Source organism: Lentzea fradiae (assembly GCF_900100955.1).
GTDB classification, from domain to species: domain Bacteria; phylum Actinomycetota; class Actinomycetes; order Mycobacteriales; family Pseudonocardiaceae; genus Lentzea; species Lentzea fradiae.
Window position 1 is genome coordinate 166383 of record NZ_FNCC01000017.1, and the last position, 25505, is coordinate 191887.

23 protein-coding genes are annotated in these 25505 nt (G+C 70.1%); 7 read left to right on the top strand and 16 right to left on the bottom strand.

All coding sequences use genetic code 11. The features are described 5' to 3' along the window. Positions 1 to 20: 20 nt before the first annotated feature. Together BLT23_RS33880 and BLT23_RS33885 are read right to left on the bottom strand one after the other, a co-directional pair. Positions 21 to 653, bottom strand: a complete 633-nt coding sequence (locus BLT23_RS33880) for a DUF4360 domain-containing protein (RefSeq protein WP_090057484.1) — start codon at positions 651 to 653, stop codon at positions 21 to 23. A 71-nt stretch (positions 654 to 724) separates the two neighbouring features. Beyond that, on the bottom strand, positions 725 to 1444 hold the full coding sequence (locus BLT23_RS33885) for a DUF4360 domain-containing protein (protein WP_245744483.1): 720 nt from the start codon (positions 1442 to 1444) through the stop codon (positions 725 to 727). A gap of 101 nt (positions 1445 to 1545) precedes the next feature. Between BLT23_RS33885 and BLT23_RS41110 the strand changes: the two genes are divergently transcribed. Further along, positions 1546 to 1935: a response regulator gene (locus BLT23_RS41110; protein ID WP_176947050.1), complete on the top strand. Its 390-nt coding sequence runs from the start codon at positions 1546 to 1548 to the stop codon at positions 1933 to 1935. Here the strand turns inward: BLT23_RS41110 and BLT23_RS33895 are convergent. Next, positions 1929 to 4856, bottom strand: a complete 2928-nt coding sequence (locus tag BLT23_RS33895; RefSeq protein WP_090057493.1) for a substrate-binding domain-containing protein — start codon at positions 4854 to 4856, stop codon at positions 1929 to 1931. The genes BLT23_RS41110 and BLT23_RS33895 overlap by 7 nt on opposite strands. Before the next feature lie 181 nt (positions 4857 to 5037). Between BLT23_RS33895 and BLT23_RS33900 the strand changes: the two genes are divergently transcribed. Together BLT23_RS33900 and BLT23_RS33905 are read left to right on the top strand one after the other, a co-directional pair. After that, entirely contained in the window at positions 5038 to 5304 is a 267-nt protein-coding gene (locus BLT23_RS33900; protein WP_090057495.1) for a hypothetical protein, read from the top strand. Positions 5305 to 5388: 84 nt separating this feature from the next. Further along, complete coding sequence (locus BLT23_RS33905; protein ID WP_143036133.1) at positions 5389 to 6288, top strand: M48 family metalloprotease; 900 nt, start codon at positions 5389 to 5391, stop codon at positions 6286 to 6288. Here BLT23_RS33905 and pgl read toward each other — a convergent pair. From pgl to tkt, 6 genes are read right to left on the bottom strand one after another with little or no spacing between them, the layout of a single operon-like run. Further along, the gene (pgl, locus tag BLT23_RS33910; protein WP_090057502.1) at positions 6269 to 7048 is read right to left on the bottom strand and encodes a 6-phosphogluconolactonase; all 780 of its coding nucleotides are present in this window, start codon (positions 7046 to 7048) and stop codon (positions 6269 to 6271) included. The two genes, BLT23_RS33905 and pgl, sit on opposite strands and share 20 nt — an antisense overlap. After that, complete coding sequence (gene opcA / locus BLT23_RS33915) at positions 7045 to 8064, bottom strand: glucose-6-phosphate dehydrogenase assembly protein OpcA (RefSeq protein ID WP_090057636.1); 1020 nt, start codon at positions 8062 to 8064, stop codon at positions 7045 to 7047. Before opcA ends, pgl begins: the two co-directional genes overlap by 4 nt. After that, positions 8061 to 9548, bottom strand: a complete 1488-nt coding sequence (zwf, locus tag BLT23_RS33920; RefSeq protein WP_143036138.1) for a glucose-6-phosphate dehydrogenase — start codon at positions 9546 to 9548, stop codon at positions 8061 to 8063. The genes opcA and zwf overlap by 4 nt, the downstream gene beginning before the upstream one ends. A gap of 50 nt (positions 9549 to 9598) precedes the next feature. After that, positions 9599 to 11203, bottom strand: coding sequence for a glucose-6-phosphate isomerase (locus BLT23_RS33925; RefSeq protein ID WP_425434442.1), 1605 nt, complete (start codon positions 11201 to 11203; stop codon positions 9599 to 9601). An 8-nt stretch (positions 11204 to 11211) separates the two neighbouring features. Beyond that, positions 11212 to 12324, bottom strand: a complete 1113-nt coding sequence (gene tal / locus BLT23_RS33930) for a transaldolase (protein ID WP_090057512.1) — start codon at positions 12322 to 12324, stop codon at positions 11212 to 11214. Further along, positions 12321 to 14411 carry a transketolase gene (gene tkt, locus BLT23_RS33935; RefSeq protein WP_090057515.1) on the bottom strand — a complete coding sequence of 697 codons (2091 nt, stop codon included), beginning with the start codon at positions 14409 to 14411 and terminating at the stop codon, positions 12321 to 12323. The genes tal and tkt overlap by 4 nt, the downstream gene beginning before the upstream one ends. Positions 14412 to 14664: 253 nt before the next feature. Between tkt and BLT23_RS33940 the strand changes: the two genes are divergently transcribed. After that, the gene (locus tag BLT23_RS33940; RefSeq protein ID WP_090057519.1) at positions 14665 to 15597 is read left to right on the top strand and encodes a heme o synthase; all 933 of its coding nucleotides are present in this window, start codon (positions 14665 to 14667) and stop codon (positions 15595 to 15597) included. Between the two features lie 22 nt (positions 15598 to 15619). Continuing rightward, positions 15620 to 17533 (top strand): hypothetical protein, encoded by a 1914-nt coding sequence (locus BLT23_RS41115; protein WP_090057521.1) that lies wholly within the window; start codon positions 15620 to 15622, stop codon positions 17531 to 17533. On the opposite strand, the gene BLT23_RS33950 is transcribed toward BLT23_RS41115, so the two are convergent. From BLT23_RS33950 to BLT23_RS33960, 3 genes are read right to left on the bottom strand one after another with little or no spacing between them, the layout of a single operon-like run. Next, the gene (locus BLT23_RS33950) at positions 17526 to 18194 is read right to left on the bottom strand and encodes an HD domain-containing protein (RefSeq protein WP_176947051.1); all 669 of its coding nucleotides are present in this window, start codon (positions 18192 to 18194) and stop codon (positions 17526 to 17528) included. The genes BLT23_RS41115 and BLT23_RS33950 overlap by 8 nt on opposite strands. A gap of 57 nt (positions 18195 to 18251) precedes the next feature. Beyond that, positions 18252 to 18899: a hypothetical protein gene (locus tag BLT23_RS33955; protein WP_245744484.1), complete on the bottom strand. Its 648-nt coding sequence runs from the start codon at positions 18897 to 18899 to the stop codon at positions 18252 to 18254. 6 nt (positions 18900 to 18905) lie between these two features. Further along, a complete protein-coding gene (locus tag BLT23_RS33960; RefSeq protein WP_425434444.1) occupies positions 18906 to 19844 on the bottom strand; it encodes a hypothetical protein in 939 nt (312 codons plus the stop codon). A gap of 437 nt (positions 19845 to 20281) precedes the next feature. Here BLT23_RS33960 and BLT23_RS33965 point away from each other — a divergent pair, with 437 nt between their 5' ends. After that, a complete protein-coding gene (locus BLT23_RS33965) occupies positions 20282 to 20806 on the top strand; it encodes an FKBP-type peptidyl-prolyl cis-trans isomerase (RefSeq protein ID WP_090057647.1) in 525 nt (174 codons plus the stop codon). A gap of 60 nt (positions 20807 to 20866) precedes the next feature. Here BLT23_RS33965 and BLT23_RS33970 read toward each other — a convergent pair whose 3' ends face one another. The 3 genes from BLT23_RS33970 to BLT23_RS33980 all read right to left on the bottom strand — a co-directional run bounded on the left by BLT23_RS33970 (position 20867) and on the right by BLT23_RS33980 (position 22787). After that, positions 20867 to 21409, bottom strand: a complete 543-nt coding sequence (locus BLT23_RS33970) for a hypothetical protein (RefSeq protein ID WP_143036134.1) — start codon at positions 21407 to 21409, stop codon at positions 20867 to 20869. Next, positions 21390 to 21695 carry a cold-shock protein gene (locus tag BLT23_RS33975; RefSeq protein ID WP_342713717.1) on the bottom strand — a complete coding sequence of 102 codons (306 nt, stop codon included), beginning with the start codon at positions 21693 to 21695 and terminating at the stop codon, positions 21390 to 21392. Before BLT23_RS33975 ends, BLT23_RS33970 begins: the two co-directional genes overlap by 20 nt. Positions 21696 to 21845: 150 nt before the next feature. Beyond that, positions 21846 to 22787 carry a quinone oxidoreductase family protein gene (locus BLT23_RS33980; protein ID WP_090057529.1) on the bottom strand — a complete coding sequence of 314 codons (942 nt, stop codon included), beginning with the start codon at positions 22785 to 22787 and terminating at the stop codon, positions 21846 to 21848. A 117-nt stretch (positions 22788 to 22904) separates the two neighbouring features. On the opposite strand from BLT23_RS33980, the gene BLT23_RS33985 reads away from it, so the two are divergent. After that, entirely contained in the window at positions 22905 to 23690 is a 786-nt protein-coding gene (locus BLT23_RS33985) for a glycoside hydrolase family protein (RefSeq protein ID WP_090057532.1), read from the top strand. Between the two features lie 214 nt (positions 23691 to 23904). Here BLT23_RS33985 and BLT23_RS33990 read toward each other — a convergent pair whose 3' ends face one another. Continuing rightward, positions 23905 to 25491: a DUF885 domain-containing protein gene (locus tag BLT23_RS33990; protein WP_090057534.1), complete on the bottom strand. Its 1587-nt coding sequence runs from the start codon at positions 25489 to 25491 to the stop codon at positions 23905 to 23907. Positions 25492 to 25505: the final 14 nt, after the last annotated feature.

The following is a 25505-nucleotide window of genomic DNA, read 5'->3' on the forward strand; positions in this document are numbered from 1 at the left end:
AGCGCTGCCCCTGAGCACTATCAGCGGCAGGTCAGCCAGCTGAACCGGTAGGTCGTGTTGATGGCGCCGTCGGTCGAGTCCATCGAGATGAAGCTGGTCGTGGTGGACGTGTTCGAGGTGCCGGGGTACACGCGGAGCTCGGTGTTGATGTTGAAGTTCCTCTTCTCCCCGCACGGGTGGTAGACGATCGCGGCGATCTCGGTGGTGTCGGTCGCCTGCCAGTCGTCGCTGTGCGGCCCGTTGTAGCGGTGCTGCTTCGGGTCGTTCTGCGACATGCCCTGGAAGTAGTAGTTGGCCTTCTGGATCGCGTAGGCGCCGCGCTCCAGGTGCGCGAAACCTCTGTAGTCGGACTGGGCGATGCCGTAGGTGAAGCCGGACGGCACGTTCACCCGCAGGTTGAGCTGGCAGTTCTTGCGGAAGTCGGTCGGCGCCGCACCGACGCCGACCTGGGCCAGGTAGTCGCTGTAGGTGACGGTGAACGCCTTGTTGTCCTCCGACACCGCGACGGCCGCGGTGCCCGCCGGGCAGCCGGAACCGTTGACCGTGACGATGTCGATCGTGATGTGGTCGGGCGGCGGCACCTCGTTGGGAGCCCCACCGGGCGGGAAGATGATGGTCGACGTGAGCAGGGCAGCGGCAACCGCGTTGAGCATGGTGCACCTTTCCGACGCAACTCGCAGGACGGGGCGGCGGCGGGAAAATCAGGTGGCGGCCTGTCAGAAAATCAGCAACGCTTCCACGAGAAGTGGTGCAGAGTGCGTGCTTCCCCACGCGTGTAGTCCATCGTCAGGAAGCTCGTGGAATTGGCATCGGAAGTACCCTTGTCAACGCGCAGAGAACTGTTCACGTTGAGATATTTCTTCTCACCGCACGGGGCGTGGACGATCTGGTCGAACTCCGTTCGATGACTGATCGACCAGTTGTCGTCGAAGGGGCCGGTGAAGTTGTGCTTCCAGGTGGTCGTCTCCGACTGCCCCTGGAAGTAGTAGCTCACGGCCTGGGTGCCGGTGGCGCCGCGAGCGAGGTGCCCGTAGCCCGCGTAGGTGGCTTCCGCGATGCCGTACGTGAAGCCCTGCGGGCTGTTGATCTGCAGGGTGAGCTGGCAGTTCTTCCGGATCTCCGTCGTCGGGGAGCCCTTGCCGGCCTGGGCGAGGTAGTCGCTGTAGATCACCCAGAACGAGGTGTTGTCAGCCGACACGACCACCTGTGCGGTGCCCTGTTTGCACCCGGAGCCGTTCACCGTCACCACGTCGACCGTCACGCGTTCCGCAGGAATGGTGTCGGCGTGTGCGGGCGTGGACGACAATGAGAACAGCACGGCGAGAGCGGCTGCTGCCGTCGCTTTGCGCATGGAGTTGGCCTTTCCTGGTGCCTCTTTCTCGGCGTGGCGCGGCGGCGGTGTCGGGAAGGTTAGCGCAGACCCTCGACGAATGGTGTGATCCAAATGGACCATGTCATCCTGATGGAGCAGTTAGTGGAGAATTCTCGAAATCTTCGCGGCACCTGGTGCTGAGGGAACGAATAAGTTCCGGCATACTTGCCCGCATGTCGCAAGCTGGGCTGGTGCTCGTGGTCGAGGACGAGGACCCCGTGCGGAGGTACACCGTCAGCCTGCTCGAGGAGCTCGGCTTCCCGGTGCTGCAGGCGAGTGACGGCGTCGAGGCCATCGCGATCCTGCGCGAACGCCGCGCGGAGGTCGGCGTGATGCTGCTCGACCACAGCATGCCCGGCCTGTCAGGCGAGGAGGTGCTCGCCGAGCTGGAGCGCGAGGACCTCACCGTGCCGGTGGTGCTGACCAGCGGCTACGACCGCGCGGCGCTGGAGGTCCGGTTCGCGGGCCACGAGGTGGCGGGATACCTGCAGAAGCCGTTCCGCATCGAGGCGCTGGACGAGACGGTCCGCGCCGTGGTCGCCCGCCGCGCCAGGGCTCACTGAGCCAGCACCTGCCGCACGCGTTCGAGCAGGTCCGACTCCGCGTACGGCTTGGTGATCAGCACCTCGTCGTCGAGGACCTCGTCGGTCGTGTAGCCGGACATGTAGATCACGGCGGGCGCGACACCGGTCGAGCGCAGCAGCCTGACCAGCTCGGGGCCGCCCATCTTCGGCATCACGACGTCGGTGAGCACCAGGTCGATCGTGCTGCGGTGCGCCGTGGCCAGCTGCAGCGCCTGCTGCCCGTCACCCGCCTCGACCACCGCGTAGCCCGCGGTCTCCAGCGAGCGCCGGGTCATCACGCGGACCTGGGCGTCGTCCTCGACGAGCAGCACCGTCCCCGCGCCCCGGTGCGTGACGGGCCGGCGCGCGTACGGCGGCTCCGGGGCGCCGCCGCGTTGGGAGGGCACCGGCAGGTAGACCGCGACGGTCGTGCCGCGGCCCGGCGCGCTGGTGAGGTCGATCTGCCCGCCCGACTGCTGCACGATGCCGAACACCGTCGACAGGCCGAGACCGGTGCCCTTGCCGACCGGCTTGGTCGTGAAGAACGGCTCGAAGACCTGTGCCCGCACGTCCGGCGTCATGCCCGTGCCGGTGTCCTGCACGCGCAGCACCACGTACTCGCCCGGCCGCACGCCGACGATCCGCCCGGTGTCGCCGGGGCCGAGGGTGGCGTTCGCGATCGAGACGCGCAGCGTGCCGCCGTCGGGCATCGCGTCACGCGAGTTGACGGCGAGGTTGAACAGGATCTGCTCGACCTGGCCCGCGTCCGCCCACACCCGTGCGACGTTCTCCGGCAGGTCCACCTCCAGTTCGATGTGGTCGCCGACGAGCGTGCGCAGCATCGAGTGGACCTTCGTCAGGTTCTCCCTGAGGTCGAGCGACTCGGGGTGCAGGACCTGCTGGCGGGTGAACGCGAGCAGCTGCCGCGTGAGCTTCGCGGCCCGTTCGCCCGCGTGCAGGATGTCCTCGATCACCATGCGGCGCGGGTCGTCCGGTGGTGTGCGGCGCAGCAGCATCTCGCTGTTGCCGTTGACGACCGTGAGGATGTTGTTGAAGTCGTGCGCGATGCCACCGGTCAACCGGCCGATGGCCTCCATCTTCTGCGCCTGCCGCAACTGCGCCTCGGTCTCGCCGACGCGTTCTTCGAGCCGTGCGCGTGCGTCCTTCAGCTCCTGCATCAAGCGGATGCTGCGCAGTGCGCTGCTCAGCTGCTGCTGCACGGCCTCGTACATCCAGCCGAGTTCTGGCCCCTCTTCGAAGACGACGTACCCGAGGTGGTCCTCGTCGGTGTAGAGCGGCGCGACGAGCGCGCTGAACGGCCTGTCCCGCCGGAACGGATACGGCGTGAGGTTGATGGACGGAAACGGTGTGTCCGGCGGGGTTTTCAGAGCAGCGTCCTCGTACCGGACGAGCACGCGCGCCGTGCCCGCCGTCTCGTACGCCATGACGTGGCAACCGGGAATGCCGAGACGCGGCAGTTCGTGCTCAAGGGCCTTCGTCAGCTCGTCGACATCCCGTGACGCGATAAGCCGTTGTCCCGCTTCACGAACCGTCTGGTCGTGACGCTCGTGCGAGAGATACGTGAAGCGTGCGTCCGTGGCGAACGCATCCCCGACAAGGAGCTGCACGCGCAACCACAGGTCGTTGATGATCGCCGCGTCACTGATGCGCGTCGTCACGAACCGGTGCAGGTCGAACAACGGCGGCCACCACCGCGCCGCCTCGCACCCGGCGCGCGCACTCGCACGGATGTACTCCGCCAGCAGCTTCAGGAACTCCGCACCCTCGACCTCACCGCGTCCCGCCGCCAGCAGCTCGACGATCAGCTGCTCGGCCCACCCGTCCGGTAACGCCTCGGACGACTGCCCGAGCGACTCGCGCAGGTGGTCCGCGACGGTCGCCGCCGTCGCCGACTCCGACAGCGTCAGCCGCCCGTGCGCGGGAGCGTGGTCCCCGAGCCCGGAAGGCAGGCACCCGCACGACCGCCGCACGATCAGCTCGGTCGGCATCGTCTGCAACGGGGGCACCGGCTCACCCCGCACCAGCGCCAGCGCCAGCCCCGCCGCCCGGAACCCCATCTCGTGGAACGGCGCCCGCACGGTGGTGAACGCGGGCGTCGCCGCGTCGATGTTCACGTCCCGCAGCACCCACGACACCGGACTTCCCGTGACGTACCCGAGGTCGTGCGTGCGAACGTTCGTGTGGTTGTCGTACCCGACGACCGCGACGTCCTCCGGCGTCCGGAAACCCAGTTCCTCCAACGCGGACACCACGCCGATCGCGTAGTCGTCGTTGGCCGCGGCGATCGCGTCCGGCGGCTCCTCGACGGTCGCGATCATCTTCCGCACGGCCTCGGCGGCGGTGCCCGGGTCCCAGACGAACGAACCGTGCATCGTCACGAGTGCGGGATCGACCGGAATACCGTGCTTGCGCAGTGAGTCCAGGTACCCCTGGAACCGCTCTCGCGCACCCGCGTGCGTCTGCGGCCCGCGCACGAACGCGATGCGGCGCTTGCCGTGCACCTCGATGAGGTGGTCCACGGCCTGCTCCATGCCGTGACGGTTGTCCATCAGGATGGCCGGCCACTGACCGAGCGTCGTCTCGACGCTGACCATCGGCACCGGCGCGTACCGCCGCAGGTACTCCTGCAGGTCGTCGGGACCGAGGAGCTGCCCCACGCGCGTCGTCCACACGACGAGCGCGTCGATCCTGTTCGGTGAGACGAGGTCGAAGACCGTGTTCGCCCGTCTCCGGTGCGGGTCCGGGTGGTTCATCTCGCTGCCGACGAAGCACACGAGGTCACAACCGAGATGCCGGGCGCCATCGCTCACACCGCGCCACTGCTCACCCGCGAGCTCGATGAGCGGACCGGCGGTGACCATCCCGATGGTGGGCCGTCGCTTCGTGCTGCCGTTCGCCACAAAACCCCCGCTACTCAACGCGTTTCGGGATGATACGCGGTGCCGGGGGGAATGCCGCCCGCGTCGTCGGCGGACGGGGGAACGGCGTGCCGAAACTGCCGGTGGGGTGATCGACCGGTGACCGAATCAGTGCGGAGTCGTTGCGCCGCAGGGCTTCAAGGGCAAGTAGGGGTGTGCGGAAGTGCAGGAACCAGAGGAGACCGCGGCGTACTTCCGGCTGGTGTGCGAGGACGAGGTGGTGCATCCCGACGTCCTCGTGGCGGAGAACCCCGCCACCTCGCCGGTGGCGCTGTTTCGCCTGGCCGCGCACGAGGAACGGGCGGTGCGGCTGGCGCTGGCGCACCGCGCGGACCTGCCGGCCAAGGCGTACGAGCGCCTGCTGGGCGACTCCGACCCGGAAGTGGTCCGAGTGGCCGCCCGCAGGGCACACGGTAAGCGCTTTCCCTGACTGGCCGCTGGGCAGGTCGAGCGAACCGTCTGGACACGAACGGGAGACTGCTGCGACGCTCGGAGTCCTCGCGAGGTGGTGACGATGCGCGCAGCCCGACGACGATTCGACTCCTCCGCCGTGTCCGAGTTGCTGCTCGCCGTGCCGACGGTGCTGAGCAGCCTGCTGGTCGTGACGGTGCCGGGCAAGGCCCTGACACCGCAGGCCCCCTGGGTGTTCCCGGTGCTGTGGCTGCTCTCCGGGGTCGTGGTGCTGCTGCCGGTCGTGGACGTGGCGGCGGCGCTGGCCCACCGGCTGCGGCTGCCCACACCGACCGAACGCAGGGTGCTGCTGCCGTTGCTGGGGTCCGTGTGCGACGCGGCCTCGGCGGACTCGCGGCGGTACCGGCTGTGGATCCAGAACTCCCGCGACATCAACGCGATGGCGGTCGGCGGGCGGGTCGTGGGGGTGTCCACGGCGGCGCTCGCATTGCCGCCGGAGCAGCTCGAGGCGGTGCTGGCGCACGAACTGGGGCACCATCTGGCCGGGCACACCAGGGCGTCGCTGCTGCGGTGGTGGTACGAGCTGCCGGCGCGGGCGCTGGTGCTGCTGGTCTTCGCGCTCGGGTGGGGCGTGCTGGCGGCGGGGGCCGCGTTGAGGACCCGGCTCGCGATGGTGGTGTCGCTGCTGCTGGTGGTGGCGCTGGCCGTGGCGGCGGTGGCGGCGAGCCCGTGGCTGTTGCTGGTGCCGGTGGTCGCGCCGTTGCTCGCGTTGACGAGCAGGCGCGCTGAGCTGCGGGCCGACCGCGTCGCGGCCGAGCTGGGGTACGGGCCGTTGCTGCTGGAAGTGTTGCAGCGCTGGAGGAACGAGGAGCACGTGGCCGGGCTGCGGGCGCGGGTGCTGGCTTCGCACCCGTCGTGCACGTTGCGGATCAGCAAGCTGTGCGAGACGGCCCCCGGACCGGGGTCCGGGGGCCGTGCGAGCCTCAGGCCGACGGAGGCTTGAACAGGTCGGGCACGGCCGCGGCGGCGGCCGTGTCCAGCAGCCACAACGTCCGCCGCTGCCCGGTGGCACCGGCGGCGGGCAGCTGCACCTCGCCGGTACCGCTCAACGCCATCGACACGGCGGCGGCCTTGCCCTCGCCGGTCGTCATCAGCCACACCTCCTGCGCGCGGCGCACCGACGACAGGGTCAGCGAGACGCGCGTGGGCGGCGGCTTCGGGCAGTCGCGGACCGCGACGACGGTGCGCTCCTTCTCGTGCACCGCGGGGGAGTCCGGGAACACGGAGGCCACGTGGCCCTCCTCGCCGACACCCAGCATGCACACGTCGAACGTCGGCACGTCGCCGTGGTCCTCCGGCCGCGCGAGCGAGGCCAGCAGGGACGCGTACGCCTCCGCCGCCGCTTCCGGGTCGTCGCCGAACTTGCCGTCGGACGGCTCCATCACGTGCACGCGCGACGGGTCGACCGGCACGTGGTCGAGCAACGCCGCGCGGGCCTGCGTCTCGTTGCGCTCCGGGTGCCCGGAGGGCAGGAAGCGCTCGTCGCCCCAGAACAGGTCGACGCGGGACCAGTCCACGGCGTCACGGGCGCCGTTGCGGTTGAGGTGCTCCAGCACGGCCGTGCCGGTGCGGCCTCCGGTCAGCACGACCGACGCGAAGCCGCGGGCGGCCTGCGCGTCGACCACGCGCGTGACGAGGCGGGCCGCCGCGGCGGCGGCCAGGAGGTCGCCGTCGCGGTGGACCACCACCTGGGGACCGCTCACGAGCCCGCCTTCGCCTTCGCCTTGCGCGCCGCCTTGCCGTTCGCGGGCTCGGCCGCCGCCTCGGCGGGGGCCTCCTCCGGCTTGGCGGACGGCACGCGGCCCTTCGCGACCTTCGACAACGACTTCAGCGCGCCCGCGTAGACCTCGTCGGGGTCGAGCCTGCGCAGCTCCTCCGCGAGGCAGTCGCGCACCGAACGGCGCTGCAACGCGACGCTGCGGGACGGCTGGCCGGGCTGCGCGAGCGTGCCCACCCTGCCGTCGGGGCGGTGCAGGTCGACCTCACCGCCGGGACGGTTCAGCCGCACCTGGACGATGCCCTCGCCCGAGGTCGCCTTGAACCGCTTGACGGGCACCTTCAGCCGGTCGGTCAGCCACGCGGCCAGCAGGTCCGTCGACGGCGAGTCGGCCTCGCCGGTGACCTCGGCCTCGGTGACCTTCTCGTACGGCGGCAGGTCCAGCGACGCGGCGAGCATCGCCCGCCACACCGTCAGCCGCGTCCACGCCAGGTCCGTGTCGCCCGGCGCGTAGTGCGCCCGCCGGGTCTCCAGGGCCTTGATCGGGTTCTTCTCGGCGGCCGCGTCGGTGATGCGGCGCTGCGCGAGCTGGCCGATCGGGTCCTTCGACGGCGACACCGGCGCCTCGAAGGGCCACCACGCCACGACCGGGGTGTCCGGCAGCAGCAGCGGCATGACGCAGGACGCGCCCTCCTTGGCCAGTTCGCCGTACAGGCGCAGGACGACGACCTCGGACGCGCCCGCGTCGCCGCCGACGCGGATCTGCGCGTCGAGCCGCGGCGCGGCCTGCCGGGCACCGCGCGCCACGACGATCACGCGGCACGGGTGCTCGCGCGAGGCGTCGTTGGCCGCGTCGATCGCGGCGTCGGTGCGCTGGCCGTCCTCGGTCACGATCACGAGGGTCAGCACGCGCCCGAGGGTCGTCGCGCCGCCTTCGTCGCGCAGCCGGACCAGCCGCGAGTTGATCTGCGAGGTGGTGGTCGAGGGCAGGTCGATGATCACGGACGCCTCCAGTGCCTTCCGGTCCGAGCCGTCATCGCGTCCGCCGACGGCGGCCCCCACGTACCGGCCTTGTACTTCTCGAGCGCGGGCTCGTCCTTGCGCGCCCAGAACTCGAGCACCGGGTCGAGGATCTCCCAGGAGAGCTCGACCTCGTCGTTCTTCGGGAACAGCGACGGCTCGCCGAGCAGCACGTCGAGCAGCAGCCGCTCGTAGGCTTCCGGCGACGACTCGGTGAACGAGTGGCCGTAGCCGAAGTCCATCGTGACGTCGCGGACCTCCATCGTGTTGCCCGGCACCTTCGAGCCGAACCGGATGGTCACGCCCTCGTCCGGTTGCACGCGCACGACCAGGGCGTTCTGCCCCAGCTCCTCGGTCGCGGTGTCGTCGAACGGCAGGTGCGGCGCCCGCTTGAACACGACGGCCACCTCGGTGACGCGGCGGCCCAGGCGCTTGCCGGTGCGCAGGTAGAACGGCACCCCGGCCCAGCGGCGGGTGTTGACCTCGCAGGTGATCGCGCCGAACGTCTCGGTCTTCGACTCCGGCGAGAAGCCGCCCTCCTCCAGCAGGCCGGGCACCTTCTGGCCGCCCTGCCAGCCACCGGTGTACTGGCCGCGCGCGGTGGTCTCCTCGAACGGCTCCGCGGGACGCGTCGCCGACAGGATCTTCACCTTCTCCGCGCGCAGGTCGGCCGGCTTGAACGAGACCGGCTCCTCCATCGCGATCAGCGCGAGCAGCTGCAACAGGTGGTTCTGGATGACGTCGCGCGTCGCGCCGATGCCGTCGTAGTAGCCGGCGCGGCCACCGAGACCGATGTCCTCGGCCATGGTGATCTGCACGTGGTCGACGTAGTTCGAGTTCCAGATGGGTTCGTACAGCTGGTTCGCGAACCGCAGCGCCAGGATGTTCTGCACGGTCTCCTTGCCGAGGTAGTGGTCGATGCGGAACACCGACTCCTCGGGGAACACCTCGTTGACCGTGCGGTTGAGCTCCTTGGCCGACTTCAGGTCGTGCCCGAACGGCTTCTCGATGACGACGCGGCGCCACTGGTCGCCCTTCGCCTGGGCGAGGCCCGCGCGCTTGAGCTGGTTGACCACCGTCGGGAACGCGCTCGGCGGGATCGACAGGTAGAACGCGTGGTTGCCGCCCGTGCCGCGTTCGGCGTCCAGCGCGGCCAGGCACGACGCCAGGCTGTCGAACGCCTCGTCGTCGTCGAACGTGCCCTGCACGAACCGGATGCCCTCGGCGAGCTGCTGCCACACGGCCTCGTTGAACGGCGTGCGCGCGTGCTCCTTCACCGCGTCGTGGACGACCTTCATGAAGTCCTGGTCGGCCCAGTCGCGGCGGGCGAAGCCGACGAGCCCGAAGCCCGGCGGCAGCAGACCCCGGTTGGCGAGGTCGTAGATGGCGGGCATGAGCTTCTTGCGCGACAGGTCACCGGTGACACCGAAGATGACCAGCGCGCTCGGGCCCGCGATGCGGGGCATGCGCTTGTCGCGCGGGTCCCGCAGCGGGTTGCGCCACTTGGCGGATGTGGTCACGAGCCGTCCTCCTGGACTGCCTCGACGAGCTGGGCCAGACCCGCGACGCGGTCGGTCAGGTGCAGCCTCAGCACCGGGCGGCCGTGCTCGGCGAGCACCTGGCCGTCGCCGAGCGCCTGCGCGAGCTGCAGCTGCGCCAGCGTGTACGGACGGCCGGGCACCTCCAGGTCGTCGCCGGACTCGCCGGTGATCTGGACGAACACGCCGTTCTGGTGACCGCCCTTGTGGTACTGGCCGGTCGAGTGCAGGAAGCGGGGACCCCAGCCGAACGTCGTCTGCAGGTGCGTCCTCTTCGCGATCTCCGCGCGGAGCAGCTCGAACGACGCGTCGTCGATCCTGTCCAAGTACGCCTGAACGGAGATGTAGCCGTGGTCGGGCGCCACCTCGACCAGTGCCGCGAGCGCCTCGGCGACGGTGCTCACCTTCCGCGGCGCCCAGTCCGTGCCGTGCGCCTCGACCGGACCGTCCACGAAGGACGGCTCGGTGGCGGCGACGGCCGGCGCGTCGAGCAGCGCGCGAGCGGCCTTCTTGGCGGCCTCGACGTCGGGCTGGTCGAACGGGTTGATCCCGAGCACCCTGCCCACGAGCGCGGTCGCGTACTCCCACAGCAGGAACTGCGCGCCGAGCTTGCCCTCGACCGCGACGGTCGCCGAGCCGGTGGCCGGTCCGATCGCGACGGTCGTGGCGTCGGAGCGCGCGTTCACGAAGCCCTCGGCGCCGGGACCCTCGACGACGACCGGCAGCAGGCCGGTGCCGTTCTTGCCGGTCGACTCGGCGATGAGCTGCTCGGCCCAGTCGCCGAAGCCCTTGATGCCGGAACCGGTGTCGGCGAAGACGATCTTCTCCGCGCCGTTGGCGTGCGCGGCGCCGAAGATCGCGGCCAGCTGCACCGCGGGGTTCTCGGCGGAGTCCTGCGACACGATCTTCGCGACCTCGGCGGCCTCGTCGAGCAGCGACTCGACGTCGGCGCCCGCGAGGTAGGACGGCACGAGGCCGAACGCCGTGAGCGCCGAGTACCGGCCGCCCACGTTCGGGTCGGCCAGGAACACCTTGCGGTACCCGGCCTCCTCCGACGCGGACTGCAGCGGCGAGCCGGGGTCGGTGACCACGACGATGCGCGACGCGGCGTCGATCCCCGCGTCGGTGAAAGCCTTCTCGAAGATGCGCCGGTGGCTGTCGGTCTCGACCGTCCCACCGGACTTGGAGGACACCACGATCACCGTGCGCTGCAGGTCACCGGCGAGCGCGTCGGCGACCTGGGCGGGATCGGTGGTGTCCAGGACGACCAGCGGCACGCCCTGCGTCCGCGTGATCACCTCGGGGGCCAGCGAGGAGCCGCCCATGCCCGCGAGCACGACGCGGTCCACGCCCTCGGCGTGCAGGTCCTCGCGCAGCGCCTTGAGCTCCGGGAGCAGTGCGCGGGACGTCTCGTGCAACGTCGTCCACGACAGGCGGATGCTCGCCTCGGACTCGGCTTCCGGACCCCACAGGGTCGGGTCCTGCGCGGTCAGCTTGCTCGGCACCGAATCCGCGACCAGGTCAGCAGCGATGATGCTGACCTGGTCGGCGTTCGGTGACCTCACGATGTCGACGGAGGTCACTTGGTTCCTCAGCCCTTCAGTTGAGCCAGTTGGTTCGTCACCGTCTCGAGCAACTCTTCCCAGGACTTCTCGAACTTCTCGACGCCCTCGGTCTCCAGGACGACGAACACGTCCTGGAGGTCGACTCCCACGGCGGCGAGCTTGTCGAACACCTCCTGGCCCTCCGCCGCGCGGCCGGTGACCGTGTCACCGGAGATCTTGCCCGCGTCCGCGACGGCCTGCAGCGTCTTCTCCGGCATCGTGTTCACGACGTCGTTCACGACGAGCTGGTCGACGTAGAGGGTGGGGGAGTAGCTCGGGTCCTTCACGCCGGTCGACGCCCACAGTGGACGCTGCGCGTTCGCGCCGTCCGCCTTGAGCGCCTCCCAGCGCTCGCCCTGGAACGTCTTCTCGAACGCACCGTAGGCGATCCACGCGTTGGCGAGGGCGGCCTTGCCGCGCAACGCCTTCGCCTCGTCGGTGCCGATCTTGTCCAGGCGCTTGTCGATCTCGGTGTCCACGCGGGACACGAAGAACGAGGCCACGGAGTGGATCGAGCGGAGGTCGTGGCCGTTGGCCTTGGCCTGCTCCAGACCCGCGATGTAGGCGTTCATCACGGCCTCGTAGCGCTCGACCGAGAAGATCAGCGTCACGTTGACCGAGATGCCCTCGCCGATCACCTTCGTGATCGCCGGGATGCCCGCCTCGGTGGCCGGGATCTTGACCAGCAGGTTCGGCCGGTCGACGGTCTTCCACAGGTCCTGCGCCTCGGCCACGGTCTTGTCCGTGTCGAACGCCAGGCGCGGGTCGACCTCGATGGAGACGCGGCCGTCGACGCCGTTGGTCGAGTTGTAGATGTCGCGGAACTTGTCGCACGCGTTGCGCACGTCGGTCGTGGTGACCTCGCGGATGGTCGCCTCGGTGTCGGCGCCGCGGCTCGACAGCTCGCGGACCTGCTCGTCGTAGGACTCGCCCTTCGACAGGGCGCCCGCGAAGATCGTCGGGTTCGTCGTCACGCCGACGACGTTCCACTCCCGGATCAGCTCGTCGAGGTTTCCGCTGGTGAGCCGCTCGCGGGACAGGTCGTCCAGCCAGATCGACACACCGGCTCCGGACAGGGCTTCCAGATTCGGCTTGCTCACTTCTTACCCCTCACGTTGTCAAGGGAACGGCGGGCGGCGGCGACGACGTTCTCCGTCGTGAAGCCGAACTCCTTGAACAGGACCTGGTAGTCGGCGGACGCGCCGAAGTGCTCGATCGACACGATCTCGCCCGCGTCGCCGACGTGGCGGTACCACGGCTGGGCGATGCCGGCCTCGACGGCGACGCGCGCCTTCACCGAGGACGGGATCACCGACTCCCGGTACTCGGCGTCCTGCTTCTCGAACCAGTCGAGCGACGGCATGGAGACCACGCGCACTGCAACGCCCTCGCCCTGCAGGACCTTCCCGGCCTCGGCGGCCACCTGCAGCTCCGAGCCAGTGCCGATGATCACGATCTCCGGGTTCTCGTCGCCGAAGAGCACGTAGCCACCGCGCTTCACGCCCTCGGCGGAGGTGCCCTCCAGCGTCGGGACGTTCTGCCGCGACAGCGCCAGGCCGACCGGGCCGAGCTGCTCGATCACGGCCTTCCAGGCGTACGCGGTCTCGTTGGCGTCGCCGGGACGGACCACGGCGAAGTCCGGGATCGCGCGCAGCGCGGCGAGGTGCTCGATCGGCTGGTGCGTCGGGCCGTCCTCGCCCAGGCCGATGGAGTCGTGCGTCCACACGTAGGTGACGGCGGCCTGCATGATCGCCGCGAGCCGCACCGCCGGGCGCATGTAGTCGGAGAACACCAGGAAGGTGCCGCCGAACGGGCGGGTCGGGCCGTGCAGCGCGATGCCGTTGAGGATCATGCCCATGGCGTTCTCGCGGACGCCGAAGTGCAGCACGCGGCCGTACGGGTCGGCGCTCCACATGCCCGTCGAGATCGACTCCGGGCCGAACGACTTGGCGCCCTTGATGGTCGTCAGGTTCGACTCGGCGAGGTCGGCGGAACCGCCCCACAGCTCGGGCAGGTGCTTGGCGAGCGCGTTGATGACCTCACCGGACGCCTTCCGGGTCGGCAGGCCCTTCGCGTCCACCGGGTAGCTCGGCAGGTCCGCGTCCCAGCCCTCGGGCAGCTCGCGGGAGGTCAGGCGGTCGAGCAGCTTCTTGTTCTCCGGGTTGGCCGAGGCCCACTCGTCGAACGACGGCTGCCACTGCGCCTTGGCGTGCTCGCCGCGCTTCACGACCTCGCGGGTGTGCGCGAGCACCTCGTCGGCGACCTCGAAGGTCTTCTCCGGGTCGAAGCCCAGGATCTCCTTGGTGGCCTTGACCTCGTCCACGCCCAGCGCGGCACCGTGCGCGGCGCCGGTGTTCTGCTTGTTCGGCGCCGGGTAGCCGATGATCGTGCGCAGCAGGATGAACGAGGGCTTGTCGGTGACGGCCTTGGCCTTCTCGACGGCTTCCAGGATGCCCTTGACGTTCTCGCCCGACTCGACGACCTGGACGTGCCAGCCGTACGCCTCGTAGCGCTTCGCGGTGTCCTCGGACAGCGCGATCGTCGTGTCGTCCTCGATCGAGATCTTGTTGTCGTCGTAGAAGACGACGAGGTTGCCCAGCTGCTGCGTGCCGGCGAGCGACGAGGCTTCGGCTGTGACGCCCTCCTCGATGTCACCGTCGGAGGCGATCACGTAGACGTGGTGGTCGAACGGGCTCGTGCCCGGCGCGGCCCCGGGGTCGAACAGGCCCCGCTCGCGGCGGGCGGCCATCGCCATGCCGACGGCGGCGGCGAGACCGGAGCCCAGCGGGCCGGTGGTGATCTCGACGCCCCTGGTGTGGCGGTACTCCGGGTGACCCGGCGTCTTCGAGCCCCACTTGCGCAGGTGCTTCAGGTCGTCGATCTCCAGGCCGTAGCCGGACAGGAACAGCTGGACGTACAGGGTCAGGCTGGAGTGACCGGCGGAGAGCACGAACCGGTCGCGGCCGATCCAGTCGGGGTCGGCGGGGTCGTGCCGCATCACGCGCTGGAAGAGCGTGTAGGCGAGCGGCGCGAGGCTCATGGCCGTACCGGGGTGGCCGTTGCCGACGTTCTGCACGGCGTCCGCCGCGAGCACTCGCGCGGTGTCGACGGCGCGCTTGTCGAGCTCGGTCCAGTCGTCGGGCAGATCGGCCTTGGTGAGCCGGGCGATGTCGTCGGTGACGGTCACGGACTTACAGCTCCAAACTTGTCGCTAGGGCGGGTGCGCCGGCGTCTTCGGAATCGATCCCGAAGAGCCCGACCCGCGTCTCTCCCTCGTCCTCCTGCCAGCCTAGTCCTGAGAGATTCAGAAGGTGATCTGAAAGCTCCCGGGCACATGTGTGCCGGGGCACACCAGCACCCGAACGGGCTGTTCGTTCTTGTCGCGGTTACCATCAGTCGCCGGATCTCACACCCGTCTCGACACGAGGAGCGTTCACCCGATGAGTGCCGACAGTCTCGTCGCCGAGGCGCCCAGCAGGACGCCTCGCCAGGTCGTCGGCGCCTACGTGGCACTCACGAAGCCGCGCGTCATCGAGCTCCTGCTGATCACGACGATCCCGGCGATGCTGCTCGCCCAGCACGGCCTCCCGCCGCTGTGGCTGATCGCCTGCACGCTCACCGGCGGCACCCTCGCCGCGGGGTCGGCGAACGCCCTCAACTGCTTCGTCGACGCCGACATCGACTCGGTCATGAAGCGCACGGCCGCCCGGCCGCTCGCGCACAACGCCATCCCGCCGCGCAACGCCCTGATCTTCGGCGTGGTGCTCGGCGTCGTGTCGTTCGCCTTCCTGTGGTTCTTCGTGAACCTGATGTCCGCGGTCTTCGCGGTCGCGACGATCCTCTTCTACATCTTCGTCTACACCCTGGTCCTCAAGCGCCGCACCTCGCAGAACATCATCTGGGGCGGCATGGCGGGCTGCATGCCCGTGATCATCGGCTGGAGCGCGGTGACGGGCACGGTGGAGTGGCCCGCCCTCGTCATGTTCGGCGTGATCTTCTTCTGGACCCCGCCGCACACGTGGGCCCTCGCCATGAAGTTCAAGGAGGACTACGCCAGGGCAGGCGTGCCGATGCTGCCCGTGGTCGCGACAGCTCAGCAGGTGACGCGGCAGATCGTGATCTACAGCTGGGTCACCGTGGTCTGCACGCTCGCCCTCGCTCCCGTGACGTCGTGGATCTACGTGTCCGTGGCGGCGCTGTCCGGCGTGTGGTTCGCCGTCTTCGCGCACAAGCTGCACAACGTGGTCCGTCGCGGCGGCTCCACGAACACCATGAAGTTCTTCCACATGTCGAACCTCTACCTGATGCTCGTGTTCTGCGGTCTCGCCGTGGACGCGGTCGTCGGGTTGCCGGTGCTGGGCTGGCCGTTCTAGCTGCACTTCCAGTCGTACGGCTGTGGCGCCCGTTGAGTTCACCGTCACCGGTGGTGAAGGTTCACCACTGGACTTCGTCGCGGTCCTGACCCGGTCGTCCTCGCTCGTCGTGATCACCGATCCCGGCGGGTGGGCGCAGGTCAGCCAGGGCCTCACGCCCGGCTTCGCCGCGTCGACGACGGTCGTCACGCGGGTGCGCCCGCTGCGGTGCGCGGTGCTCGACCTGCGGCACTTCCCCTCACCGGACGCGCTGCCGTCGGTCGCGGACGTCCCCGGCGACGTGGTCGCGCTGCACGACACCCGCTCCTGGGACTCGGCACCCCTGGTCGCCGCGCTGCGCCGGCTCGGACGGCCGGTCGTGCTCTTCACCGCCGTGCACACCTGGGTCTCCGGTGTCGACCCCGCCTCGATGCTGGTCGGGTGGAGCGCGCCGCACGTCGTGCTGGCACGGCCCCTGCGTCCCGGTGAGGCCAGGGTCGAGGACGCCCTCTGGCAGTTCCGCGAGCTGGAACGGCGCCGGATGGTGACGTACACGGCGCTGCCCGCGCCGCCCCCGCCGCTGGACAGGGCCGTGACGGTCGTCGTCGCGCTGCCGGGCGCCACCGAGGGCATCGCCGGGGCGTTGCGGCCGGGCGCCGACTACGAGGTGTGGGTGCGCGTCGGCGAGGTCGCCGTGCCGCTGCCGGCCGACCTGGAGCTCAGGGCCGTGCTCGGCATGAACGGCCGCGACGTGCGGTCCGAGACGTTCGTGCTGCCCGTCGAGGGCGGCAGCCCGTGGGTGAGCTTCGCCGTGACGACGCCGTACGCGTCCGTGCCGTGGGGCGGGGAGCTGGTGATCTACCGCGGCGCCGTGCCGGTGCACGTCCAGCAGGTCGTGCTGCCGGTCGGCGGCGGCGAGTCCCGCATCCGGCAGCGGCTGCGCCTGTCGCGGACGTTCGCGGACCTCGGGCCGCTGTCGTCCCGGCTCGCGTCGGTCCTCGTCCTCGGCGAACGGGCGCTGGTGACCGACGGCGGGACACCGCGCTGGACCGCACTGGACACCCCGCTGCGGCTGCCGCCCGTGACCGGCTTCGACCACTGGTACGGCAAGGACTTCCCCTCCTGCTGCGAGGACCTCGCCGCGTTCGCGCTGCGCGGCGCCGCGCTGCACGCACAGCTGTTCCCCGACGGAGTGGGCGTCCGGCGCGGCGGCGTGATCACCGTGGCCGGTGAGACGCGCGTGCCGTGGGCGGCCGTGTACGACCTGCCGTTCACCGAGGGCCCGTACCGGCTGTGCTCGTCGGTCGCGCGGTTCGGCCCGTTCGGCGCCGGGGGACCGGTGCCGGCGCGCTGCCCCGAACCCGACCACAGCGGCAACGTCCTGTGCCCCTTCGGCTTCTGGGGCCTGTCGAGCGTGCTGGAGCAGCCGGCGGGACCGCTCGCCTGGCAGGTCGCCCCGGCGCAGCGGCAGGTGCGGGTGGCGCTGGCCGTCGACCCCGCCCTGGACCGGGCGCTCACCCAGCGGCACGTGGCGGAGCTGATGTCGTTCCTGCCACCCGACACGATCTCGTCCGCGTACGTCAGCCCGTCCGGCCTGTCGCGGGCGCTGGCGGAGGAACGCGCGGACGTGCTGCACCTCGTCTACGACGAGGGCGTCCTGGAGACCGTGGAGGTCGAGGGCTGGCCGCACCGCCCGCTGGTCGTCACGACGTCCCCCGCCGCGCACCTGGTGGACGCGCTGGTGAACGGGGCGGGCGCCGCGGGCGTGATCTGCCCGGAGGTGCCCGTCGACCAGGGCATGGCCGGGTGGGCGGGCGGCATGCTGCTCGCCCGGCTCGCCGGGGGGATGCCCGCCGGTGAGGCGGTGCGGCAGACCCGCTGGGAGATGCTGGGCCGCGGCAACGTCCTCGGCCTCGCCCTCACCCTGCACGCGGGCGCCGACCTGCGCCTCAGGTGACCCGCGCGTCCGGCCCGACAGCGGTCAGCAGCTCCTCCACGCACGGGTCGTCGAGCGACTCGACGATGCACTTCCACAGCGAGAGGTTCGCCTCCGCCCACTTCGAGTACATGAGGGCGGCCTCGCGGTCGTAGAAGTAGTAGCCGTCGTCGGCCTTGCCCACCTGCTCGCCCACGATCTTGTGCGCCAGCTCGCGCAACGTGATGCCGTTCTCCTGCAAGTACCGGTGCGCGAGCACGACCGGCGTCACCGGCAGCGCCTTGAACAGCGTGTCCGCGTCGGACAGCGCCTGCGCCTCCAGCGAGATGTCGCGGTGGCGGGTGCGCATCTCCGCCTCCAGCACGATCTGTTCGATCCGGTCGATGTCGCCCATCGCGACGCCGGAGACGAACAGGACCTTGCGCCGCAACGCCGCGCCGTCGGTCGGCAGCGAGTTGCGGCGGACCATGTAGTTCAGGTCGTGCACAAGCGCGGCGACCTCGACGACGTCGCACGCGGCGCCGTTGCGCTCGGCGAAGTGCACCGACTTGTCGCGGACGAAGCTCACGTGGTGCCAGCCGTGGAACTGCAGCTTGGCGGCCAGGTCCTCGCACAGCCGCCGCACCCGCCGCTCCACGTCCGCGATGACAGACCTCGGAATCCTTGTGCGCGTACGCATCATCAGCCCTCCCGTGGGGTGGGCCGATGGTAGGCGTGCGCCGGGTGGTCCGGTGCGGCTTCAGAGGTGGTTCGTCAGATCCTCCAGCCTGTCCTCGACGGGCACGTGCCGGTGGCTGATCCCGGTGTCCGGGTCGTAGCTGAGGCTCCACGGCGTGACGGCGCGGGACTTCACCAGGAACGTCATCGTCCCGTCGGCGGCACGGGGGATGCGGTGGAACTCGTGCGCGAGCAACGTGCCGGTGGCGCCCTGCGCGCACTGGGTGCGGTCCGTGAGCTCCGTGCCGATGACCGAGCGGCCGCCGAGGCCGAGCCGGGCGTCGAAGCGTTCGTGCAGGTAGGCGCCGCTCAGGATGGTGGTGCAGAAGTGGTACCGGTGGTTGTGGACCGAGTCCGCGTAGCCCGTGCGCCAGTCCGTCAGCGGCTTGTACTCGTGCAGCCAGAACGTGAACGGCTCGCCGGGTTCGTCCCGCAGGCACCACGCGAAGTGCGTCGTCGTCTCCCGGGAGCGCGCGATCACCCCGGTCGCCTGCGCCGGGGTGAGCCCGCCGAGGTGCGCGCGCAGCTCCTTGCGCAGCTCGGGACGGGCCGCCCAGCCGCGGAACCACGCGCCGACGTCGGGCCAGTGCTCCACCACCGGAACCGCGGTGCGCTTCACCCGAGCGGCGAGCTCCTCGAGCGCGGACAACCCGGTGAACTCGGCTAGCAAGATCGATCAGCTCCTCAACTGAGCGGACGCGGAGAATTCACGGCGGAATGCGTGGAACTTGTCCTCCAGCTCCCGGAACCCGGCGGTGCCGAGAGCCTCGCCGGTGATCTTCTCGAACAACGCCAGGAAGTCGTCGTTCGTCGTTCCGGGAGTCAGGACGAAGTGATAACCGGCTTTCGAGTTGCTGATGCGCAGGAACTCCGCGCGCTCCTTTGCGTAAAGGAACGAACTCTCCGTGAACCGCAGCGTCCGCGGATAAGGTCTCAGCACTCCGGCGGTGTTGCTGTAGAGCGTCATCCAGACCGAGTCGTCGAACAGCTCCAGCCGGTCGAGCGGCGGGTCGGAGACGATCGTGACGTCGATCCGGCTGCACCTCCCGCGTGCCGAGTACAGGCCGGCGAGGCCGATCTTGATCTGTTCCTTGAGCCGTTCGCGGATCTCGTCGTAGTCGCCGTCGGCGCCCTCGTTGCGCAGCAGGTACCGCGCCCTGCCGCTGATCGCGTTGTCGTCCCTCGGGTCGGCCAGCACGGCCCTCAGCTCGCACTCCGACTGGCTGAGCAGCACTCTTCCCGCCGCGTAGCGCCCGGCGAACCCGCGGAAGCAGTACAGCCGCGTCCGTTCCAGGTCCTGCATCATGAGCTGGTTGAAGACCGGGTCCGGCCGCGCCGTCGGCTCGAAGACGTGGCTGGGGAAGAACTCGCGGTCGAGCGCCCGGTACTCCTGGCTGAGCTCCTTGAGCGCCTTGCGGCTCTCCTCGATGACCGGGGTGAGGAGCGCCCGCTGCGCGGCCTTCGACGTGACGAGCGTCTGCGTGAAGCTCACGACCGCGGAGATGAGCGTGCCCGTTCCCAACGCCGTCAGCAGATTTCTCGGCGTTCCCGATTCCATTTGACTGGAAATGGCCAGCGACGTTCCGGATGTGACGACGAGTATGAGGAGGAGCAACCCGGTCCGCGTCCAGAACAACTCCTGAACCACGTTGCTGCGGATGCCTCCGGCCTCCGCGGACACAACTGCCACCTCCTGGGGTCACCTCAACGGCCGCTACCCGAACGGACGAATGCGGTCAGTGTCCGATCAAGTGCGCGGAGTTACTGTACGCGTCGGTCTAAAGATTAGGAAGCTGCTATTCGTGCGACATTTCCCGGAGGAATAACCGCCCGGCGGCCCAGTGGCCGGACCGCATCCGTGCGCGGCTGTGACGCGGTGTCGCCCGATGGGCCGGACGGGGCGGATGAGGGTGGCCCGGCCACCGCGCCCACTCACGCGGCGTGGTCTCGTCCGCTCGCGCCGCACGCCGCTGGTCCGCCCGGAGCAACCGCCGCACCCCGCTACCGGGCTGCTACGCCCCGCTCACACCGCTGCGCATACGCTGCTCGACCATGCGCAACGTCCTCATCGCGTCCCTGGCGCTCGTGGCGGCCGCCGGAATCGCCGGCTGCAGCAGCTCGGCCCAGCCGTCGACCGCCCCGTCCGGTCAGAGCGCGCCGACGAACCCCTGCAAGGCCGACGACTTCAAGGTCACCGGCGACTTCGGAACGACGCCGCAGGTCACCATCCCCGCCTGCAAGCCGACCGACGAGCTGATCATCAAGGACCTGGTGGAGGGCACCGGCGCCACGGTCGAGACCGGCACGACGGCCACGGTCAACTACCAGCTCACCACGTTCTCCGACAAGAAGATCCTGGACACCTCGTTCGGCAAGAAGCCGTTCGACGTCGAGAACGTCGGCCAGGCCCCGGTCATCGACGGCTGGAACGAGGGCATCGTCGGGCTCAAGGAGAACGGCCGCCGCCTGCTGGTCGTGCCGCCGTCCAAGGGCTACGGGCAGGGCGGTCGCGGCATCCAGCCGAACGAGACGCTGGTCTTCGTGATCGACGGCGTGAAGGTCACGCCCGCCTCCTGAGTCTCCAACGCCGCGGCGGTCCGGTGCCTTCTCACAGGCCCGGACCGCCGCGGCTGTCGTTCAGGACACCGTGGCGCGGGAGTCCGGCACGATCGTCAGCTCACTGCCGAAGCCCTCCGCGCCGTTCTGCTCGGAGCGCCCGCAGGGCCCGCAGAACAACGTGTAGTGGAACTCGAACTTGAGGTTCGCGGTGCCGGGCTTGCCCCCGACCTGGACCCGGAACGTGCAGTTCCCCCACAGGTCGTACTTCGAGTTGTCGACCCGGTTGCCCTGGACCGTGGAATGCCAGTGGTAGTCCACCGGGACGTTCGGGTGCGAGTCGCTGTAGGAAAGCTGGGAATGGCCCGCCCGGCAGTTCATGTTGCTCGTGGCTATCGCCTGCACCTTGGGCGAGACCCGGAAGGACCACGGCATCGGGACGACCATTGCGGAGTGCATGTTCACCTGTGCGGTGAAACGGCCGTTGCTGTCCGTCGCGTCGAAGTACTCGGCGCTTTGCGTGAACGTGTGGTGGTGTGCCGCGTTCGCCGTACCGGGCAGCAATGCCAGCGCGAGAAGCGCGGCGATGGCTGTGGCGATCAGGTCAAGACCGGTTTTCCTCACTGTTCGGATTCCCCTCTGAGCGTGTCACCATGATGGCTCGCCAGCGGAACTCGTCCTGGTTCGCGCGTTCAGCGGTGAAATCGACGGTCTCACCCGTTCGAAGACTCCGGTATCCGCCAGGAGATGCCGCAGATGGGCTGATGGCCGAGAAGTGCACCCAGATCGGGCCGTCGAACTCCGGCGCCGCGATCGTTCCCCACCCCGCGTCCGCGTTCCACTGGTCCACGCGTCCGCGGTATTCCTGTGCACCGCTGGTCATCCGCCCGCCCCCCGCCGGCTCATCCATTGACGAACGTAATGGGAAGGGCGGAAGGTATCAACGAGTCCGAAGCCGCACCACTCGAAGGTGTCAGTTCACGCCCGGAATGGAAGAACATTCGCATAAGGGCCCGGGAAAGACCTCCGGCATTCATCCCGGAGGTCTTTCCCGGTGGCGTCACGGCAGGAGCAGCAGCTTGCCGGTCGTCCGGCGCGACTGCAGGTCCGTGTGCGCCTGCGCCGCCTCCTCCAGTTTGTAGCGGCCACCGACCCGGACGTTCAGCGTCCCGGCCGCGACCGCCTCGAACAGGTCGGCCGCCCGCCACTCGAACTCCGCGCGGTCGAGCAGGTAGGCGCCGGTCGACGGCCGGGTGAGGAACACCGACCCCGCCGCGTTGAGCCGCTGCGGGTCGACCGGTGGCACCGGACCGGACGCCGCGCCGAAGAGCGCGAGCAGGCCGCGCGGCTTGAGCGAGGCGAGGGACTCGTCGAACGTGTCGCGGCCGACCCCGTCGTACACGACGTCGACCTTCTCGATCCGCGACGAGAAGTCGCCGTAGCGCAGCACCTCGTCCGCGCCGGCCTCACGGGCCAGCGCCTCCTTCTCGTCGGTCGACACGGTGCCGACCACGTGAGCGCCCTTGGCCTTCGCCCACTGCGTCAGCAGCAGCCCGACACCACCGGCGGCCGCGTGCACGAGCACCCGGTCGCCCTCCTTCACGTCGTAGGTCGAGTGGACCAGGTAGTGGGCGGTGATGCCCTGCAACAGCGAGGCGGCGGCCAGCTCCACGTCCAGCGAGTCCGGCACGCGCACGGCGGCCGACGCCGGCACCACGACCTCGGAGGCGTAGCTGCCGAGGACGGACATCCACGCCACCTTGTCGCCCGCGGCGAACTCGGGGGAGTTCGACGTGACGACCTCGCCCGCGCCCTCCAGCCCCAGCGTGGTGGGCAGCGGGATCTGGTAGGCGCCGCTGCGCTGGTAGGTGTCGATGTAGTTCACGCCGGCCGCGGCCGTGCGGACCAGCAGCTCACCGTCACCTGGTGTCAGTGCGGGAACCTCCGTGTGCGCCAGCACCTCGGGACCGCCGGTCTCCCGCACCACCACTGCCTTGGGCATCTGTCCTCCTCGATCGGTTCACCCCGGGACAACCGGGGTGGACGACCCGATGTTCCCTCCGTCCACGGTCGCGGGCAAAGCGGCGACGACGCGGATGAGGACTGGTATGACCGGTCCATGCGAAAGACAACCCTGCTGCTGATCGCACTGCTCCTCATGGGAGCGCTTCCATCGCACGCCGCCTCCGCCAAGAAGGGGGTGAACGCGGCCGACGACCCCGGTCCCGCCGGTGCCGCGATGTCCGCCCTGGACGCCCGCTGGTACTACACCTGGGCCTCCGACCGGCGAGGCATCCAGAGCAACGCCGAGTTCGTCCCGATGATCTGGGGCGCGGGCAGCGTCACCGACGCCGAGCTGAACGCCGCCAGGGCCAACGGCAGGCAGCTGCTCGGGTTCAACGAGCCCGACATGCCCGGCCAGGCGAACATGAGCGTCGAACGGGCGCTCGACCTGTGGCCGCGCTTGCAGAGCACCGGGCTGCGGCTCGGCGCCCCGGCCGTCGCCTACGGCGGCGACGTCCCGGGCGGCTGGCTCGACCGGTTCATGGCCGGGGCGCGGGCGCGCAACCTCCGCGTCGACTTCATCCCGATCCACTGGTACGGCCAGGACTTCTCCAGCGCGGCCACCGGTCACCTGGAGGGCTACCTGCGCAACGTGCACGCCCGGTACGGCAAACCGATCTGGCTCACCGAGTACGCCCTGACGGACTGGCGTTCCGGCCGCGCGGTCTACCCGACCGAGCAGCAGCAGAACGCGTTCATCACGGCGTCGACGAGGATGCTCGACGGACTGTCCTTCGTGGAGCGGTACGCCTGGTTCACCCTGTCCACGAGGACAAGCCCGACCGGCCTGTCGACAGGCACGACCCTGACCTCGGCCGGACGCACCTACCAGGCCGCCTGAACACTCCGCCAGAGGTTCCGTCCCTTCTCCCACCCCACACCCACCCGCGCGTCACCCACCCAGTGCCCCCCGCCTGCGCTGCGTGACGTGGCTTGGGAACGCGGGGGCCCTACGTTTCCGTACATGGGACGTAGGGCCCCCGCGTCCTACACGGGAAACACGAAAGAGAGTCGCGAACGGGCGGGGCGTTACGGGCCGCAGTTCTGGAACGTGCTTAGTTCTCGCCGAGTGCCACCCGGCGGGCGAGTCCCAGCGGTAGCGATCCCGAACCCGCGATCCTGTCGTGGAAGTCGCGCAGCGTCCCCAGCCCCGCTGCCAGGTACTCCTCGCGGATCTGGTCGATCTCCAGCGCGCCGGTCAGGTACGACGGCGCCTGGGTCGGCCACGCGCAGTACCGCTTCACCTCGCCCGCCGCGGTGCCCGGGGTGAGCGCGGTCCGCGCCAGCATGAACTCCTCCGCCTCCGGCGGTGTCATGTCGCCGCAGTGCAGCGCGGTGTCGACGATCATGCGGGCCGCGCGGAACAGACGTGCCTCGACGTGGCTCATCAACGCCGCCCGCGTCGTGTAGTAGCCGACCTCGCGCAGCAGCTTCTCCGAGTACAACGCCCAGCCCTCGGAGAAGTACGGAGTGCGGAACACCTTGCGCAGCGGGTGTTCCGGTCCCTGCGCCGCCACCCAGGCCGAGTGCCAGTGGTGGCCGGGGTACGCCTCGTGCACCGAGATCGTCGGGAGCTGTGACCGGGAGTTGGTGCGCAACCGTTGCGCGACCTGCTCGTCGGTGGCGCCGGGCGGGGTGAACGGCACGAAGAAGTGGCCGGTCCGCTTCGACGTCAGCGGCGGCGGCCCCGAGTAGCTCGCGACCGCCATGACCGCGCGGTTGAACGGCGGTGACGGCACCACCCGGCACTCCTCGCCCTCGGGCAGCGTCACGAGCGAGTGCTCGACCAGTGCCGCGCGGGCCCGCGCGGTCTCGGCCTCGTACTCGGTGCGCATCGCCTCCAGCGTGGGCGGGTGGTCGGCCTGGAGCGTGCTCATGACCGAACGCCAGTCCGCGGTGCCCGCCAGCTCGACGAGCTCCGCCTCCAACGCGGCGTAGGCGTCCTGGCCGCGCCGGTGCAGCTCCGGTGCGCCGTAGCCGAGGAGCTCCTTGTCCCGCAACAGGGTCGAGTAGAGCTTCTCGCCCATCCGCCAGTCGCCGATGGCCCGCACGGCCAGGTCCTCCAGGAACACCGCGTACCGGTCGAACGCCTCGGCCGCGGGCACCGCCGCGTCCACCAGCTTCGCCCGCAGCGCGGGGGAGGAGACCTCGAGCGGCAGCGAGTCGAGCAGGAACGACCGGCCCGTCCGCGCCTGGTCGAGCCCCCGCCGCACGACGAGCGGCGACGCGAGCGACGGGTCGAGGTTCGCCTGCGCGGCGGCGAGGACCGACGGCACCTCGCCCAGCTTCGCGACGGCGGCGCCGACCAGCTCGTCCTCGGGCAGCAGCCCGTGCAGGAACGGTCCGAGCAGGCCGAAGAAGATCACCGACGAGTACTCGTGCGGGTCACGCCGCCAGCCCGGCCACGCCTCCGCGGCGAGCGAGCCCCGCAGCGCCGACAGCGCGAGGTCGCGGTCCACCGACTCTGGCAGCCGCTCGATCCGCCCGAGCCACTCGCCTCTCGCCCTCGCCCGCTGCTCGAAGGCGGCGGCGGAGAAGTCCCCGAACGTCGAGTAGTGCTCCAGCGAGCCGAGCTGGCCCGCGTGCGCGGGGTGGTGGTCGAAGTACCACGAGAGGAACGACGAGAGCGTGTCGGTGGTCACCCGACCGAAGTTAC

Bases quoted from the DNA above. Each gene is read 5' to 3' on its own strand.
- BLT23_RS33880 (WP_090057484.1), bottom strand. From the start codon at position 653: ATGCTCAACGCGGTTGCCGCTGCCCTGCTCACGTCGACCATCATCTTC.
- BLT23_RS41110 (WP_176947050.1), top strand. From the start codon at position 1,546: ATGTCGCAAGCTGGGCTGGTGCTCGTGGTCGAGGACGAGGACCCCGTG.
- BLT23_RS33905 (WP_143036133.1), top strand. From the start codon at position 5,389: ATGCGCGCAGCCCGACGACGATTCGACTCCTCCGCCGTGTCCGAGTTG.
- zwf (WP_143036138.1), bottom strand. From the start codon at position 9,548: ATGCCCCGCATCGCGGGCCCGAGCGCGCTGGTCATCTTCGGTGTCACC.
- BLT23_RS33940 (WP_090057519.1), top strand. From the start codon at position 14,665: ATGAGTGCCGACAGTCTCGTCGCCGAGGCGCCCAGCAGGACGCCTCGC.
- BLT23_RS33950 (WP_176947051.1), bottom strand. From the start codon at position 18,194: ATGATGCGTACGCGCACAAGGATTCCGAGGTCTGTCATCGCGGACGTG.
- BLT23_RS33965 (WP_090057647.1), top strand. From the start codon at position 20,282: ATGCGCAACGTCCTCATCGCGTCCCTGGCGCTCGTGGCGGCCGCCGGA.
- BLT23_RS33975 (WP_342713717.1), bottom strand. From the start codon at position 21,695: ATGGATGAGCCGGCGGGGGGCGGGCGGATGACCAGCGGTGCACAGGAA.
- BLT23_RS33980 (WP_090057529.1), bottom strand. From the start codon at position 22,787: ATGCCCAAGGCAGTGGTGGTGCGGGAGACCGGCGGTCCCGAGGTGCTG.
- BLT23_RS33985 (WP_090057532.1), top strand. From the start codon at position 22,905: ATGCGAAAGACAACCCTGCTGCTGATCGCACTGCTCCTCATGGGAGCG.